Here is a 16,106-nt window from a genome sequence, read left to right on the forward strand (position 1 = left end):
CAAGCCCATACGAGAAAATCCGGACGCGCTGGACGAAGAAAAATCTCCAAGCCGGTTTTGCCGGCTTGAACCAAAACGTGTTAACGAAACCAACAAAACCGTATGTAACCGATACCGAAATACAGGTACAAAGAAAGGGAGAATGACCAATGAAAGCGAAAAAAGGGTTTACACTGGTTGAAATTCTGATTGTGGTTGTGATTTTGGGTATCTTAGCGGCGATTGTGATACCCCAGTTCAGCCAGGCCAGCACGGAGGCCAAACTGAACAGCTGCCGCTCTTCGCTGCAGAGCTTACGGTCGCAGATTGAACTGTACAAGATTCAGCACAATGACAATCCTCCTGCGCTGGCTGACTTTGCTGCCCAGATGACAACGTATTCGGATGCCAACGGAAATACCAATGCGACGAAAGATGTTGCCAATGGATTTATTTACGGCCCCTATATGCAACGGGTTCCTAAGAATCCTTGGAACGATTCAGATACGTTAGCGGCTGCAGATGCTGCGGGTGTCGGCTGGGTCTATGATGAGGGCACTGGTGCGATCTATGTGGGTGTAGCCGATGCTCCTGCTGCGGTGGCCACAGAACTTCAGAACAATGGGGATGCTCTCTAAGCGGCAGCAGCTCTCCTGAGCGATGATGTAGAAATCAAGCCGACCGGCCTTGCGAGAAATTCGGGGGTCGGTCGGCTTTTTTATTGATCGATTCAGCGGGCGATTAGCCCGGGCCTCTATTAATTAAACCAAAAAAGGGCTGGATTCCCGCCTGCGCGGGAATGACACAGCAGGAAAGCGGGAATGACACAGCAGGAAAGCGGGAATGACACAGAGAAGCGGGAACGACAGGGGGCGAGGGAAATAGCCCCGGGCGATAAGCCCGGGGGAAAGAGATGCGGAAATCATAAAACGTTTTTCCCGTCCGGGTTTTGCGGATGCGGCGTGAGAGGAATAAAAATGGATCGAAAAAAACGGCGGCGATTCCTTCAGGAAAAGGCGGGTCAGAGTCCTATGATTGCTCTTTTTGAACGGACTGTGCTGGCCCTGATGCTGTTTGCGGCGGCGGTTGGCTGGATGATGCCTAAAGTGGCTCGGGCCGCCGCAGAGAATCGGATTACTCTGCTGATGGAGCGACTCCATCAGGTTCGTTCGGGCATTGCTCTTTATCGAGCCCAGAATGACGGCCGGCTGCCCGGCCGGGGGGCCGATGGACGAGTCACGGCGGAAACCTTTTGCAATGAACTGGCCAAGCAGGGATGTCAGATCCCTGCTAATCCCTTTGTTCAGGGACCTGCCGGACGGCAGGTGACAGTGGCAGATGACGCTGCGGTCCGGCCTACGGGGCGCGAAGGGACGGGCTGGTGGTATAACGCGGCGACGGGGCACTTTGCGGCCTGCGACAGTCGATACCATTCTGCTTATTAAAAACAAACCGCGGATTTCACGGATTCAGCGGATTTCGATAAAAAAATGAAACAACATAGGCAGATACAACACGGTTTTACCCTGCTGGAGATACTGATGGCGATGGTCATCCTCGGCGCGGCAGCGGCGGGGGTGTTTTTGCCTTTTGTGAGTGCGGCCCAGGTACAACGGGAGGCGGTCTGCCAGGTGCTGGCGGCTCAACTGGCCTCCAACCTGATGGAAGAGATTGTCAGTACGTCTTTTGAGGAAATCAAGACACGCTGGAATGGTTATATGGAAGCGGAGGGACAGGTCAAAAACGCATCCGGTGCGGTGTTTTCTGATCCAATTTACAAAGGATTTGCCCGTTCGGTTTTGGTGGGAACTGTCCAGATAAACGATACAGAATGTCTGATGGCTTCTGTTCGTGTGGACTATAAGGGACGGCAAATGGTCCGTCTTCAATCTCTGATAGCCCCCTGATATGGTTTGTCAAACGAGAAAAAACAGCGGTTTTACCCTGATTGAACTGGTGATGGGGATGCTCATCGCCGGTGTTGTTTTGCTGGCGGCGGCGACCTTTTCGTTTGCGATGCGGCAGGGGCAGGAAACCACTGAGCTGATGTTCAATGGTCCGGCAGCCGTTCGCGGGGCCTCCATCCGTATTACCGACCTGGTTCACCGTGCCTATTCCCTCCAGCAAAACGGCACGACGGTGACGATTCAAAGTCAGACAGGGACATCGACTCTGGCCGTCAGTGGGACGACGTTGAATCTGGATGAAAAACCTCTGCTGAGGAATTGCAGCGGATTAAGTCTGGAGGTTCGAAACGGCCGTCTTCTGATCGTGCGGTTCAAGATGCAGGCGGAGACAGGCTGGCGGGATTACGAAATTTGTGCGGCGGCACGCTGCCGAAGCGGGGAATAAGATGTCGGCGGAAAGAAGTTCACATCAAAGTCGAGGAGCGGCCCTGATTGTCGTGCTGTTTTTGGTGATGGCTGTTTCGGTCATTGCACTGGGGCTGTTTGCCCGCACAGATTTCTCTCTGGCGGCCGGCCGCAATTTTGTTCTGCATACGCAGACGGAGACCCTTGCCTATTCGGGTCTGGAGTGTGCTCGTGTTCTGGTTCGGGAACCCAACCTGTCTTTTCCCTGGACCGGGCCTGTCGAGTTCGAAGGGCAGGCGGCTGGTTTCGACTGTGAAGTGGAGATTGCCGCCCCCAATAACCAGGTTTATCCGGTTGTAAGCCGGGCGTGGTTTGAAAAAGACGGCAGCCGACGGGCGGAAAGCATTTTCATCGGCCGGCTTTATTATGACCCCAATGAAGGGGGGAGCTATTATCAGCAGATTGACCGTCAGGTCCGATAAGGGAAGGGGATGGAGAAAATCATCCGCCGGCTCAGACAGCTGCAGCGATTTCAAATCTTTGTTCGGTGCGGCAAAGGAAAGCGGGACTGTAGGGACTGCAACGGCTGTATCAGTTCTGCGGACGTGAACGGATCTTGAAAAGGCCTTTTTTGATACTGATATGCATAAGACAGGCAGGTCCGATTATATGGGCTGTACTGAATGTGATTTTGGTTTTACGCAAATGTTCCGCTGCGGAGCGGTTTGCCTTATGGGGGCGGTTAAGACGACAGAAGAGTCAGTCGAAAGAACAGAAGAATCAAAAGGCGACAATCCGCCCGTACTGTTGGCGGAGAAATCAAAAGGTGGTTTATGAAAAAGCGTAAGAGAGACCGGCGGCAGACCCTCAGCGGGTTTACGCTGGTGGAGATTATTGTGGTGGTGGTGATTCTGGCGATTGTTTCGCTGGCGGCTATCCCTGTTTTGGGAACGGCGGCGGATATGCAGGTTCGCTCTGCCGCCGACAAAATCGCCGCCGACCTCGATTATGCAAAAGGCCTGGCCGTCACCCGTCAGAAAACCTATACGGTGGTATTTTCTCCTTCCCAGGAAAAATATCAGGTTCAGGATGACACCGGCGCCGTTCTGAATCATCCTCTGCGAAACGGTCCTTTTGTGGAGGAATTTACAAAGGACCGCCGGATGAAAAAGGTTGATCTTGTGAGCACGACGCTCAGCGGAGACGCCGTGACATTTGATTATCTGGGAACCCCTTATGCGGGGACGGATACCAGCAGCCCTTTGAATGCGGCCGGACGGGTTACGCTCCAGGCCGATTCCTTTGTGCTTTATATAGATATTGAGCCGGTTACCGGCTATGTGTCCATTACAAAACCCTAATGAGAGAAACGGAATGCGTTCATGGCTGGAATGGTTTTGTCGCGGGTCAAGAGGCCCTATTGGCATTGATATCGGGCACAATTGCGTCCGGATGATTCAGCTGGGGTTTAAGGAAGGTCTGATTCGGGCGGAGAGTGCCGAACAGGAACCGCTGGAAGCGGCCTCCGGCGGAGGCAGTGATGTCCATCGAACGGGCGTGGTGCGTGCAATTCGAGCCATGCTGGCCCGGGGACGCTTTTGGGGTCGGGAGGCGGTTTCCTGCCTTCCGGGCGATGCGCTGAAAATCAAAAGTCTGCGGCTGGATGCTCTCGAAACCGAGCGTCTGGAGGAAGGGCACTATGGAGAACTTGCTCAGCGTTTCGGACTGGACCCGGATAAGGATGAAATCCGCTATCTGATTGCCGGCAGTGTATATCAGGGAGAGGAAATCAGAAAGGAAGTCATTTTCTTTGGAATGAACCGCACGCAATTGATGGGGCATGTGTCCCTGCTGGAGGAGGCCGGACTGGAGCCGATTGCCGTGGATGCGATGCCGTGCGCCCTGTTCCGCAGTTTTCGGCGGACTCTTCGGCGTCAGGAAGACCGCGAGGTTGTCAGCGTGCTGGTGAATCTGGGAATGTATTTTACGACGGTTATTATCGGACGGGGCACATCGATTTCTCTCGTAAAGCAGATTCCTTTGGCGGAACAGCATCTGACGCAAAAGGCGGCGGATGTGCTCGGTGTTTCCTGGGAGGAGGCGGCTCGGCAGATTGCTCAGGATTGGACGGGAGTCCGGACGGGAGCGGATTCCCCGATTCAGCAGACGCTTTCGTCGGCCATGAGCCGAACGATTGAGGATTTGGCGCGAGAAATTTCTCTGTGCTTCAAATACTACGCGGTAGCTTTTCGCGGAGAGCGGCCCTCGGAAGTGGTGTTTGCCGGCGGACGTTTGTATGAGTCCCTTTTGATGGACTTGCTCCGAGAGCAGCTGAATCTGGACATTCGCATTGCCGAACCTCTCCGCGGCATTGATTTGAGAAACGTTTCTTTTGACCGCCGTCCCAATCCGCAGATGGCGGAATGGGCGGTGGCGGTCGGACTGGCCCTGAAGGGATGGTCCCAGCCCGGCTTGCAGGAACTGGACAATGTTTTGAGGGAAAAAGCGGCAGTCTGATGGAACTGGATTTTATCCCATCCTGGTATCATGAAAGTCGCCGGCGGCGGAATTGGTATCTGCGCCGTTATCTGGCGATCGTTCTTCTGACGGGGTTCTGGATTGTCGGCAATTTGTTCAGCGGCAGCATTATTTCGAAGGCCTATGCGGATTTGGAAGGGCTCCGCAGCACCTATGAAAAGGGCCTTCAGACTATTCTTCAGGTTCGACGGCTCCAGGAGGAGATTTCGATTTTGAACCGACAAAGCCGTCTGGTCAGTCAATTGCGTCCTCGAACGGCTCTTACGCCTGTTCTTGCGGAATTAAGCCGCTGCATCGGTGAACGGGCGGTTCTTACAGAACTGACGATTTCGCAGGTACCCTTCGAATCCGCTGTTGGTTCTTCTCCAAAGACAGGAACGGGCATTCAGGTCCGTCTCAGCACGGACAAAAAGGGTGACTGGCTGAAGGATTCGGACACGGTCACTCGAATTCGGCTGGCTGGTTTTGCTCTGGATGGTTCGGAAGCGGCGGCATTGATTTCCCGGCTGGAGGAGTCGGACTATTTTACGCGGGTGATTCCTGTTTATTCCAAAAATGAGACGCGATTCGGTGCGACAGTGGCCGGATTTGAGATTCAGTGTGTTCTGGCTGACTTTGTGGTGAGGGACCGGAATTGAAAAAAATTGTTGATCATTATCCGGTGACGGTTTTGGGGCTGCTGCTTTTGGCGGCGGTTGGGCTTGGGGCCTATCAGTACTACCCCGTCTATCAGCAGCGAAAGGCCTTCCGGGCCTTGCTGTCTGAAGAAGAATCGCGGCTGGAGGAAGTGCGGGAATGTTCTGAACAGCTGCCGATTCTGTATCGGCAGATTCGGGATTTAAAACCCGCAGCTGAGCAGTACCGGCGGTTATTTCCGGATGAACAGGGCTATTCCCGGCTCTGGCAGCAGATGACGGAAATGCTGGCTCGGACGCAGCTGTCCGACCAGTCTGTTCGGCCGGGTGAGGTGACCTGTGAGGACGGTTTGTGCTCGATTCCTCTGGAGATTCGCTGCACAGGCAGTTTTGACAGGATTTTTGAACTGCTTCGGTCTTTTGAACAGTTTGATCGGCTGATTCGATTTGAGGAAATATCCCTGCGGAATGACGAAAACGTGTCCGGGCGTCTGTTTTTGCAGGCCAAAGCCCGTGCTTTTTATCAAATGACGCCGAGTGGAAAAAAGAACGAATGACTCGAAACAGAGGCACAATCGGAAGCATCGGGACGCTCGTAGGAACCGTCAATCCGAAGATGGTATTGGCGGCGGTTCTTCTGCTGGTTATGGCTGTCCTGTGGCTGCGTGTTTTTCTCAGAGGCCGAAGCGGTCCGGAAACCGTCCAGGCCCAGGTCCCCATTGAACCGTCTGCCGGGCAGGCGTCAGGGGAGCGGACGGCGTCGAAAGTTCTTCTGCAGCCGCGTCTGCTGCCGGTGTTGGCCGGACAGCATGAGCGTCCCGAACGAGACCCCTTTGTCTTTGACCGTTCCAAATGGTTCCATACGGAACGGCAGGCATCTGAGGTTCAGCCCCAGGAGCCGACTACTTCTTCTGCCGGGCGGGAGCGAGGTGTTTTGTCGCAGAAGATAGCAAAAGACCTGATTCTGCAGGCCGTGATTAAAGATCCCGCCGGTGTTCCGACTCAGGCATGTGTAAACGGGGTGGTTTTGTCCCGAGGCGGGATTCTGAAAGTGAAAGAGAATGGAGAAACATATGAGCTGAAAGTATCGGACATCGGTTCTCAACACGTTCAGTTTGAGTATCAAGATATGGTGTTTACAGTCAAAATGCCCTCTTCGGAGTGGCTCGATTAACAGAAAGGCGGTGTTGTATGAAAACTCAGCGAAAAAAGCAAATGAAGTTTAGAACTTATCTGATTACAGTCAGCGTCTGGCTGCTGGCGGTGTTGGGACTGACCGCACTGGTAGTCGGCCAGGAAAGTCAAACGCCGGCCGCACCGGCGGCGGAGACCCCGCAGGAAACGACGCCTGCAGCAGCAGTTGAGTCGCCGGCGACAAATGAACAGACACCGTATTCGATGCAGTCGGTTCAGACGATCAGCTTTCGTAAAGATATGCCGGTTCGGGACGCCCTGCAGATGCTGGCTCAGATGTATCACAAAAACATCGTGCCTTCGGCCCGAGTGGACGGCACTGTGACTGTTACTAATCTTTATGACGTAACCTTTGAGGAGGCCCTGCAGGCCATTCTCGGTACTCACAAGTACGAAATCAAGGGCAATTTTGTCAAGATTTACACGAATGAGGAGTTCCAGGCCGACAAGACCCGTTTTGAATACGCGGTCATTCCTTTGTACTACATCAATGCGGAAGAAGCCAAGAAATTAGCCGAACCCCTTTTGAGTGAATTCGGCCAACTCGGGGTGACCAGTCCCGCCCAGCGGGATACCGTGCCCGGCAAAGGCGGCGATTCTCTGGCGATTCACGATCGGCTGGTGGTTTCCGATTATCCCGAGAATATCAAGCGGATTCGGGAGGTGCTGGCTGAAGTGGATGTGGAACCCCTTCAGGTGCTTCTGGAAGTGACGGTTATGGAAGCCACTCTGACGGAAGATACCAAGTTCGGGATTGACTGGAAGAATATTCCCGGTACCTCCATCACCCTCGGCGGTGAGGGATTCCTTCAGGGAGGTTTTGCTCCCGTTGTTTCAGGGAGCAATGCTTCCGGAATTTCCGTCGGTGTGACTTTTGATAACATTTCTGCCCTGATTAACGCCATTGAAACGGTCTCGGATGTGACGATTATGGCCAATCCGAAAATATTAGCCCTCAATAAGCAGGCCGGCAAGCTTATCATCGGCAAGGAAGAGGGCTATCAGTCCTTAACGAATGTGGCGGAAGGCGGCACATCTACGCAGCAGGTGGAATTCCTCGAAAGCGGTACCGTGCTCGAGTTTCGGCCCTTCATCGGAAAAGACGGGCTGATTCGAATGGAAATCCGTCCTGAGCAAAGCAACGGAGAAATTGTCGAATTCGGCAATACACAGCTGCCTCAGAAGACCAAGACGGAAGTGATGACCAATGTGATGGTGCGGGACGGCCAGACCATTGTATTGGGAGGTCTGTTCAAGGAACAAACCTCTTTGTCCCGCAATCAGGTGCCTGTTATCGGGGATATTCCTGTAATCGGAGAACTGTTCCGGGGTGTTTCCGACAGTTCGACGCGCGTGGAGCTGATTATTCTGATTACGCCTCATATTATTCAGCGGCCTGAACAAGCCCAGGGTGCGGAACGTCTGGCGGATGTTCAGCGGCTGGCTCACGAAGCCCGCAGCAATCTGTATTGGATGAGCCGGGTCAAGATAGATGAAGACCGGTATGCACGGGCGGTGCAGTATTACCTGAACGGAGACTACGATGCGGCGACGGCCGAACTGAACAACATCCTGACCATTCACCGCAACTACCTCGAGGCCGTTCGGCTTCGTGAACGGATTCTCCGGGAGACGCAGCCCCAGGCGGCCGAACAGATGGAGCGTCTGATGCTGCAGAAGATTGAACGGGAAGAATCCGGCAAGTGGTTCCGCTGGTAAAGGATTTTTAACGCTCCGGCCGGTCCCTTTTGTGCGGACCGGCCGGAGTGATTGATTCTTTGCGGATTTGAAAAGACAGGAGTCTGCGATGAAACGGAACAAATGGACAGTACTGTTGGCACTGACGGCCCTTTGCGGTTTGGGAGGCGGCTGTGCTTTATCGCATGCCCAAAAGAAAGAGCAAATGCAGAAAGCATGGGAGAAATCCTCCATTGGACCGAATCTGGCTGCCGTTCGGGAACTGTTGGACCAGGAGCGAATGGAAGAAGCTAAAAAGCTTCTGGCCAAATGCGTGCAGTCCGAGCCGGACCATCCGGAGGTTAATTATCTGTTGGCGCGGGTTCATCTGGCTGAAGGTCGGCTTCCTGCCGCCCGTGTGTGCCTTCAGAAAGCGGTTGAGCAGGCGCCGCAGATGGATGAGGGCTGGTTTGCCTTGGGGATGACAGCTTTGGAGCAGGGAGAAACGGAGTTTGCTCGGGAATGTCTGCAAAAAGCTGTGGACCTTAAACCCCTTCAGGTGGAATACGTATTAACCCTTTCCCATCTGTATGTCCGGCAGGGACAAACGGAACAGGCCCGGGAATTGATTGAAAACAGCCGAAGAAAATTGCCTTACGATGCCGACCTGCTGCTGACGGCAGCGGATTTGGCCCAGCGAAGCGGCGACGTCCAACAGGCATCGGTTTACTATAAGGAAGCTCTGTGGAGGCAGGGAGACAATCCTCGCGTTCTCGAGGCGGTCGGACTGTTCTATATGGACCGCCGGCAATGGAGCCAAGCCGCCGAACTTTTTGAGAAACTCTATCAGGTTCAGGCGCAGGCGGACCGCCGCCAGGTGATTCTTCACTGGCTTGGTTATTGCTCTCTTCAGGCCGGGAAATACGCCGCGGCTTTGAAATGGTATGACCAGCTCAGCGTGCTGCGTCGGGAAGACCCGCAGGTTTGGCTTGAAATGGGGCAGGCGGCTCTCGGAGCAGAACTGCCGGAGCGTGCACTCTATTGCGGACAGAAGGCCCTTCAGCTTCAGCCGGGCCTGACGGATGCCGAAGTTGTAAGGGCCTGTGCCCTGTATTTGAAGAAAAACTATGCTGAGGCGATCCCTGTTTTCCAGAAGATTTGTCTGGATTCCAGGTGGGAGGCATTCGGCTGGTGGATGAGCGGACTTTGCTATCAGCGGCTGGGGCAGAATGCGCTGGCGCGCAGTGCCTTTGAAAAGGCCCATCAATTGAATCCGGACAGTCCGCTGATTCGACTTTTTACCGAGCCGGAAAAGAAAACGATGTAGCGTTTGATGACGATACATCCGGTTTGAAGAACCCGATACAGCTGCAAAAAAATGAAACGGGCGATACGAATGGGAATGGGATTGTGGGGTTTTCTGGCGGTGCTTTCAGCCGCTGCAGGAGGAATATCCCTTTTTGTTTCCAATCCGCTGATTACGAGTGCCGTTTGGCTGGCGGCCTGCCTGGCGGTGTTGGGACTGGGCGGGGTTCTGCGGCAGCTTTTGAAGGGATTGGAGGATTTAGAGCGGTATCTGAAAAACCCCGATTGCATGCCTGTTTCGAAAGGCACATGGTCGCCGTCTTTTTGGGAATCTCTGCAGAAGTGGTCCGCTCGGCAGCAGACGCAAGCCGAGGAAACCCGGCAGGAAAACAGCCGGCTTCGCCTTCAGCTTCAGCTGCTGGAGCGGCAGCGTACCTGGGAACAAGCCGTTCTTGACAGCATTCGAGACGCTGTGCTGGTTGTCAATGAGGACAACCAAATCCTTTTTGCCAATCCGGCGGCTCGAGAGCTACTGAATCCGGATGCGGTTCCGGAGCATTTTTCTTCTCTGGAAACAATCGAGACGGCCGCCGCCCTCCGGGAAAAGATTCACCGCTGCCGAAGCGGCCGAATCCGCCATGTTCGTCATGAACTGGCGCTGAATGTCCAGGGGCAGCAGCGGATTTTCGAGGCGGTTTTCTCCTGCCTTCCAGAGTCATCTCCAAACAGCGGAGGGGTTGTTGCCGTTCTCCACGACATCAGCCGCGAACGGGAAATATCGCAGATGAAAAATGAGTTTGTCAGCCATGTTTCGCATGAGCTGAAAACGCCGCTGGCTTCCATCAATGCCTATGCCGAGATGCTCGTGGACGGCGAGGCGCAGGATGCGGATACAATTCGGCAGTTCTGTTCGATTATTCAGAGTCAGTCGCTTCGGCTCAATCGTCTGATTGAGGATATTTTGAACATCTCGCGGATTGAATCCGGCCTGGTCAAAGTCAACCGAAGCAATCACAGCATCGCGCTGATTGTGCGGGATGCCGTAGAGATGATACGAAGTTACGCTCAGGAAAAGAATATTACGATTCATGCACCGGCTCCGATTCTCTATGACCAGGCCTGTGTGGACCGGGATATGATTTCCCAGGCCGTCATCAATCTGCTCAGCAACGCTGTGAAATATACTCCGGCCGGCGGTTCGGTTACTGTCGGGCTGGAGGTGGACGAAGCGGAAGGGCGGCTGAGGGTGACCGTGACGGATACCGGTGTCGGAATCCCGCCGGAGGAGTTGGGGCGGGTGTTTGAAAAATTCTATCGGGTTCAGGCCAACAATCATATGGCCAAGGGAACCGGATTGGGGCTGAATCTGGTCAAGCAGATTATCGAGACGGTTCACGGAGGCAGGGTTTTTGTCTCCAGTGTAGTCGGGCAGGGAAGTATATTCGGTTTTGAACTGCCGCTGGCTTTAACCGGCTGTGCCGCCGCTTCTGTCGGCGGTTCGAGCTGACGGCTTCGGCGGCCTGAAGAAAGCAGGAGAATGAGATATGGCGGAACGAAAAGCACTTGTGGTGGATGATGAATTTCACATTGTCCAGGTTGTAGCCATCAAACTGCGCAACAACGGCTTTGAGGTTTTTACAGCGGACAACGGAAGCCAGGCCTATCAGCTGGCCTGCGCGCATCATCCGGATATCATCGTGACGGATTACCAAATGCCGGCTATGACCGGACTGGAGCTGATCGAGAAACTTCGGAAAAATCCGGACACGGCGGATACACCGGTTTTGCTGCTGACGGCTCGGGGATTTGCAATTGATCCGCAGCAGAAGGAATCTCTGCGGGTGGCGGCCTGTCTGAGCAAGCCGTTTAGTCCCCGGGAAGTGCTCCACTGCATTGAAGAAGTACTGGCTCAGCGGGCGGGCGTCTAAGAAGAAATCAACCATCTGAGAGAGGGATATCAAGAATGGGTCCTGCTTCGAATCAGTCTCTGCGGGATGATCTGGAACTGATGGAAAAGCATCTGGAGAAGCTCAGCACGGAGCTGTCCCAATGCTATGAGCAGATTATGCTGCTCTATAACCTCAGTACCCATATGAATCTGGACCAGTCCTGTTCGACCTATCTGCAATTGGCCTGCGACCAGCTGACCCAGATTGTGCCGGTGGAGGGAATTGCTATTTTTCTGGAAAAGAAGATAGAGGGCGGCAAACGTCTGGTTCTCAGTGCCGGCTCGGGGCTTTTGTCAATTGAGCCGTCGACGGCGGATATTCTTCAGATGCATCTGACGGCGGAGCTGACCGCTGGGCGGGAGGCGCTTCTGGACAGCCAGGTGGACGGCCCCTTCAAGTATGCCTGGTCTCCCCGGCTTCGCAATATTCTGGCAGTCCCGGTCGGTCCGGCGGACCGGATGGCCGGATTTCTGGTGGCGACCAATATTCAGAATAAACCCGACTTTGACAGTACGGATGTCAAACTCTTTCATTCCGTAGCCAGCCAGTGCGCTGTTTTTATTGAGAACGGTCGGCTGTTTAACGACCTCAAAGAACTCTTTATCGGTTCTCTGAAGGCTCTGACCAACAGCATTGATGCCAAAGACCAGTACACACGCGGCCATTCCGAACGGGTGGCCCTGATTGCACGCTGGACTGCCGAGCAGATGAAGGAAATGTCTCCAATTTCCGAAGAGGAGATTCACCATATCTATCTGGCCGGACTTCTCCATGACATCGGGAAAATCGGCGTGGCGGAATCCGTTCTGCGGAAACAAGGCAAGTTGACCGATGAAGAACGTGCTGTGATTTTGGCTCATCCGCGAATCGGAGCCTCCATTTTGTCCGAAATTCCTCAGATGCGTCCTATTGTGCCCGGAGTCCTGTATCACCATGAACGATATGACGGACAAGGGTATCCGGAAGGACTCCGGGGGCCGGATATTCCGCTCAGCGCCCGGATTATTGCGCTGGCGGATGCATTTGATGCGATGACATCCCGGCGGGTGTACCGGGAGGCGATGAGCATCCGACGGGCTCTGACGGAGGTCGAAAAGGGCAGCGGTGTTCAGTTTGACCCGGCGGTTGTGCAGGCCTTTCTCGGCAGCCCGGTGGAGAATCTCTGGAAGGCGATTCAGGATGGATTCATTGAAACCTGGGATTACAGCAGTTTTGAAGAATACGGAATCAAGGCGGTTGGAGCACTGATTCGATGAAAATAGAGGTTCAAATTCAAAATCAAATAGCGATTCTTCAGCTTCAGGGAGAATTTACTGTTGAATCCCTAAAGTCCTTCGAAGAGGCGCTCTCCAGCGCCCGTGCGGCGCATCCCCGGGGGCTGCTGCTGGATATGAGCCGGGTGATTTTGATGGACAGTGCCGCTTTGGAGCAGCTGCTGACGCTTCATGAAGAGTGCCGACGGCAGAATCAGCCGCTCAAACTGGCGGGGCTGGATGAAACCTGTCAGAAAATTCTTGAAATTACACGGCTGCTTCCCCGCCTGGATACCTATGCGGATTTGTCGGAGGCAATGAAGAGTTTTGTGTAAAGGGATATGGCCAGAATGATGGAACTCGGTACGGAAAAACGTCTTCAACTCGGCCAGCTTCTGGTGCAGCGGGGGATTGTCACGCCCCAGCAGATTGAACAGGCTCTTCAGCAGCAGGCCCGCAGCGGTCACAGCCGCCTGCTGGGGGAACTGCTGGTGGAGATGAACTTCTGCTCCGAGAATCAAATCGCCTCCGCTCTGGCTGAAACCTATGGGCTTCCGTATGCCCAGATTACCCCCAAGCTGTGTGATCCGGCGGTGGTGGAGATTCTGCCGCGTGACTTTATTGAAGAGCACTCTGTGCTGCCGCTTTTTAAGGTCTTTGACACGCTGACCGTAGCAGTCAGCGAGCCGGCGAACGTCTTTCTCATCGAGGAAATCGAACGGCTCAGCAAGTGCCGCGTTCAGGTGGTTTGTGCCACCGTCAAAGATATTCAGGCCACGCTTCAGACTTATATGCCTGCGGCCAATGTTTTTGTCATTGATGAGATCATCGATGATGCGGCCCTGCAGGATTTTTCGATGATTGAGCACCTTCCGGAGGACATTACCAATCTGGAAGAGATTGCCGGCCAATCGCCGGTTGTCAAGCTGGTTAACTATCTGATTTGCAGTGCTGTACACGAAAATGCCAGCGATATTCATATCGAACCGGACGAAAAGAAGGTTCGCGTTCGCTATCGGGTGGACGGTCTGCTGTATGAAAAGATGCGTCCGCCGTATCAGATGCATGCGGCGATCGTCTCCCGCATCAAGATTATGGCCGAGCTGGACATTGCCCAGCGCCGGCTTCCGCAGGACGGCAGTATTCACGTCCTGATGCAGGGCCGGCCTATCGACCTGCGTGTGTCCGTGATGCCGGGTACATATGGGGAAAAAGTTGTCATCCGAATTATCGACACTCGGAAAATCCTGACCAATCTTGAATCGCTCGGATTTAGTTATGAGAATCTGAAGGCCTTCAAGAAAATTATCCGAATGCCCAACGGGATTGTCCTGGTGACCGGACCGACCGGTTCCGGGAAGAATACCACACTTTACGCGGCTTTGTCGGAATTGAACAGCGAACAAGTGAACATCTGTACGGTAGAGGACCCTGTGGAGTGCAATATCCACGGCGTCAATCAGTTTCAGGTGAATGAATTATCCAAGTTCACCTTTGCCAGTGCTCTGCGGTCGCTGCTGCGTCAGGACCCGGATATTATCATGGTCGGCGAAATTCGGGATGAAGAAACCGCCAACATAGCCGTTCAGGCGGCCCTGACGGGGCATTTGGTTTTGTCAACGCTTCACACAAATGACGCCCCGGGTGCTGTCACGCGTCTTCTGGACCTGGGTGTAGCGCCGTATCTGGTCAGTGCTTCGCTGATTGGGGTGCTGGCGCAGCGTCTTGTCCGGAAAATCTGCCCCACCTGCAAAGACCAGTACACCCCCTCGGCGGGCATACGGCGGGCGGTGGAAAAATGGGTCGGTTCCCTGCCGACGTTTTACCGGGGTATCGGATGCAAGAAATGCCGAAATACCGGCTACATCGGACGAATCGCCATCCATGAATTGTTTATCCCGAATGACCAGATTCTGGAGATGATTACGCAGGGGGCGACGCTCAAGCAGCTGCGGGCGGCCGCTATTCAGAACGGAATGAAGCCGCTGCATCTGGATGGAATCGAGAAGGTGGCGGCCGGCATTACGACTATTGATGAAGTCCTGCGTGTGGCCAACGTGACAATGGAGGATTAAGATGTCGACGGCTGTTCAGAATTCTGCTGTCCGAACGTCTTCGAGGACGTATCCGAACGGCCGAAAACCCTCTCGTTCGGAATCGTCTTCCTCCAATCCGGCCTTGTCGGGAGCAAGGGTCAAACAGACCGATTTGATTCTGTTTACCACTCAATTGTCTGTGATGCTGGACAGCGGTGTGGTGCTCAGCGATGCCATCGAGGCGATTGCGGACCAGATGCGCCCCGGCGCATTTCGAGAGGTAACGCGTGATTTAGCGGAGCGTCTTAAGAACGGAGAAAGTTTTTCTGTGGCTTTGGGGGGTTATCCGAAGATTTTCAGCGCGATGTTTATCAGTATGGTCCGGGCTTCCGAAGTTTCCGGCAGGATGGCGGAGATGCTTCGGGTGCTCAGCGGCTATCTGACGGCGGATGCGGAGACAAAAAAACAGGTCAAAAGTGCGATGATTTATCCGATTGTGATGCTGCTGATGGCCGTGGCGGCTACCGGTTCATTGATGTTCTTTGTACTGCCAAGATTTACGCGCATTTATGAAGCGCGCGGCACGGCCCTGCCCAAACTGACCCAGATTCTGGTAGACTTTAGTGCTTTGCTCGGCAGTCCGCTCTTTTTGGCGTCAGCGGCCACGCTGCTGACGGTTGGAGGATTTGCTCTTTCGGCCTGGAAACAGACTCTCTCCGGACGCAAAGCGCTGGACTGGATGAAAGTTCATCTTCCGATTTTCGGCGGAATGTATGTTGATACCGTTTTGACCCGTTCAATGCGAATTCTGGCGACAATGGTCAATACCGGTGTGAATCTCCTCGATGCCCTTGACGTGATGAAAAGTTCCTGCGGCAATTATTATTTTCAGTGTCTGTGGGAAACGGCGGACCGGAAAATCCGCGACGGCTATCAGCTGTCGGATGCTCTGATGCTTTCGCCGTATAATGGGCTGATTGCCTCCGGGATTCTTCAGATGCTCCGAGCGGGGGAAAAATCCGGACAGCTCGGTCAGGTCTGCGACAAAATTTCCATTTTTCTTGAAAAGAAACTTCAAAACTCTATCCGAACAGCCACTTCGTTGATTGAACCGCTGATGATTATCATTATGGGAGCGATCATCGGCACGCTGGCTATCGCCCTTTTGCTGCCGGTGTTCCGGATTTCCAGCGTCATTTCTCAGTAATTTCTCCGGCTTTCAGCTCCC

Annotated in this window: 18 protein-coding genes; all 18 read left to right on the forward strand. The window is 54.0% G+C overall.

Annotated features, from left to right (window positions below):
• Positions 1–149: 149 nt before the first annotated feature.
• Complete coding sequence (locus PKY88_02475; protein HOQ04065.1) at positions 150–617, forward strand: prepilin-type N-terminal cleavage/methylation domain-containing protein; 468 nt, start codon at positions 150–152, stop codon at positions 615–617.
• A 339-nt stretch (positions 618–956) separates the two neighbouring features.
• Positions 957–1,424 (forward strand): hypothetical protein, encoded by a 468-nt coding sequence (locus tag PKY88_02480; protein ID HOQ04066.1) that lies wholly within the window; start codon positions 957–959, stop codon positions 1,422–1,424.
• Positions 1,425–1,469: 45 nt separating this feature from the next.
• Complete coding sequence (locus tag PKY88_02485) at positions 1,470–1,886, forward strand: type II secretion system protein (GenBank protein HOQ04067.1); 417 nt, start codon at positions 1,470–1,472, stop codon at positions 1,884–1,886.
• A gap of 1 nt (position 1,887) precedes the next feature.
• Positions 1,888–2,331, forward strand: a complete 444-nt coding sequence (locus PKY88_02490) for a prepilin-type N-terminal cleavage/methylation domain-containing protein (GenBank protein HOQ04068.1) — start codon at positions 1,888–1,890, stop codon at positions 2,329–2,331.
• A gap of 1 nt (position 2,332) precedes the next feature.
• Positions 2,333–2,773, forward strand: a complete 441-nt coding sequence (locus PKY88_02495) for a hypothetical protein (GenBank protein ID HOQ04069.1) — start codon at positions 2,333–2,335, stop codon at positions 2,771–2,773.
• A 351-nt stretch (positions 2,774–3,124) separates the two neighbouring features.
• A complete protein-coding gene (locus PKY88_02500) occupies positions 3,125–3,652 on the forward strand; it encodes a GspH/FimT family protein (protein HOQ04070.1) in 528 nt (175 codons plus the stop codon).
• 13 nt (positions 3,653–3,665) lie between these two features.
• Positions 3,666–4,808 (forward strand): pilus assembly protein PilM, encoded by a 1,143-nt coding sequence (gene pilM / locus PKY88_02505; GenBank protein ID HOQ04071.1) that lies wholly within the window; start codon positions 3,666–3,668, stop codon positions 4,806–4,808.
• Complete coding sequence (locus tag PKY88_02510) at positions 4,808–5,467, forward strand: hypothetical protein (GenBank protein ID HOQ04072.1); 660 nt, start codon at positions 4,808–4,810, stop codon at positions 5,465–5,467. Before pilM ends, PKY88_02510 begins: the two co-directional genes overlap by 1 nt.
• The gene (gene pilO / locus PKY88_02515; GenBank protein ID HOQ04073.1) at positions 5,464–6,021 is read left to right on the forward strand and encodes a type 4a pilus biogenesis protein PilO; all 558 of its coding nucleotides are present in this window, start codon (positions 5,464–5,466) and stop codon (positions 6,019–6,021) included. The genes PKY88_02510 and pilO overlap by 4 nt, the downstream gene beginning before the upstream one ends.
• Entirely contained in the window at positions 6,018–6,638 is a 621-nt protein-coding gene (locus PKY88_02520) for a hypothetical protein (GenBank protein ID HOQ04074.1), read from the forward strand. The genes pilO and PKY88_02520 overlap by 4 nt, the downstream gene beginning before the upstream one ends.
• Positions 6,639–6,655: 17 nt before the next feature.
• Positions 6,656–8,377: a hypothetical protein gene (locus PKY88_02525; GenBank protein ID HOQ04075.1), complete on the forward strand. Its 1,722-nt coding sequence runs from the start codon at positions 6,656–6,658 to the stop codon at positions 8,375–8,377.
• A gap of 88 nt (positions 8,378–8,465) precedes the next feature.
• The gene (locus tag PKY88_02530) at positions 8,466–9,662 is read left to right on the forward strand and encodes a tetratricopeptide repeat protein (GenBank protein HOQ04076.1); all 1,197 of its coding nucleotides are present in this window, start codon (positions 8,466–8,468) and stop codon (positions 9,660–9,662) included.
• A gap of 51 nt (positions 9,663–9,713) precedes the next feature.
• The gene (locus PKY88_02535; GenBank protein HOQ04077.1) at positions 9,714–11,147 is read left to right on the forward strand and encodes an ATP-binding protein; all 1,434 of its coding nucleotides are present in this window, start codon (positions 9,714–9,716) and stop codon (positions 11,145–11,147) included.
• A gap of 37 nt (positions 11,148–11,184) precedes the next feature.
• Positions 11,185–11,568, forward strand: coding sequence for a response regulator (locus PKY88_02540; GenBank protein HOQ04078.1), 384 nt, complete (start codon positions 11,185–11,187; stop codon positions 11,566–11,568).
• A gap of 35 nt (positions 11,569–11,603) precedes the next feature.
• Entirely contained in the window at positions 11,604–12,845 is a 1,242-nt protein-coding gene (locus PKY88_02545; protein HOQ04079.1) for an HD domain-containing protein, read from the forward strand.
• On the forward strand, positions 12,842–13,177 hold the full coding sequence (locus PKY88_02550; protein HOQ04080.1) for an STAS domain-containing protein: 336 nt from the start codon (positions 12,842–12,844) through the stop codon (positions 13,175–13,177). Before PKY88_02545 ends, PKY88_02550 begins: the two co-directional genes overlap by 4 nt.
• Positions 13,178–13,183: 6 nt before the next feature.
• Positions 13,184–14,917 (forward strand): ATPase, T2SS/T4P/T4SS family, encoded by a 1,734-nt coding sequence (locus PKY88_02555; protein ID HOQ04081.1) that lies wholly within the window; start codon positions 13,184–13,186, stop codon positions 14,915–14,917.
• Position 14,918: 1 nt separating this feature from the next.
• Positions 14,919–16,085 carry a type II secretion system F family protein gene (locus PKY88_02560; protein HOQ04082.1) on the forward strand — a complete coding sequence of 389 codons (1,167 nt, stop codon included), beginning with the start codon at positions 14,919–14,921 and terminating at the stop codon, positions 16,083–16,085.
• Positions 16,086–16,106 lie beyond the last annotated feature (21 nt).

Source organism: Anaerohalosphaeraceae bacterium (genome assembly GCA_035378985.1).
Classification (GTDB): domain Bacteria; phylum Planctomycetota; class Phycisphaerae; order Sedimentisphaerales; family Anaerohalosphaeraceae; genus JAHDQI01.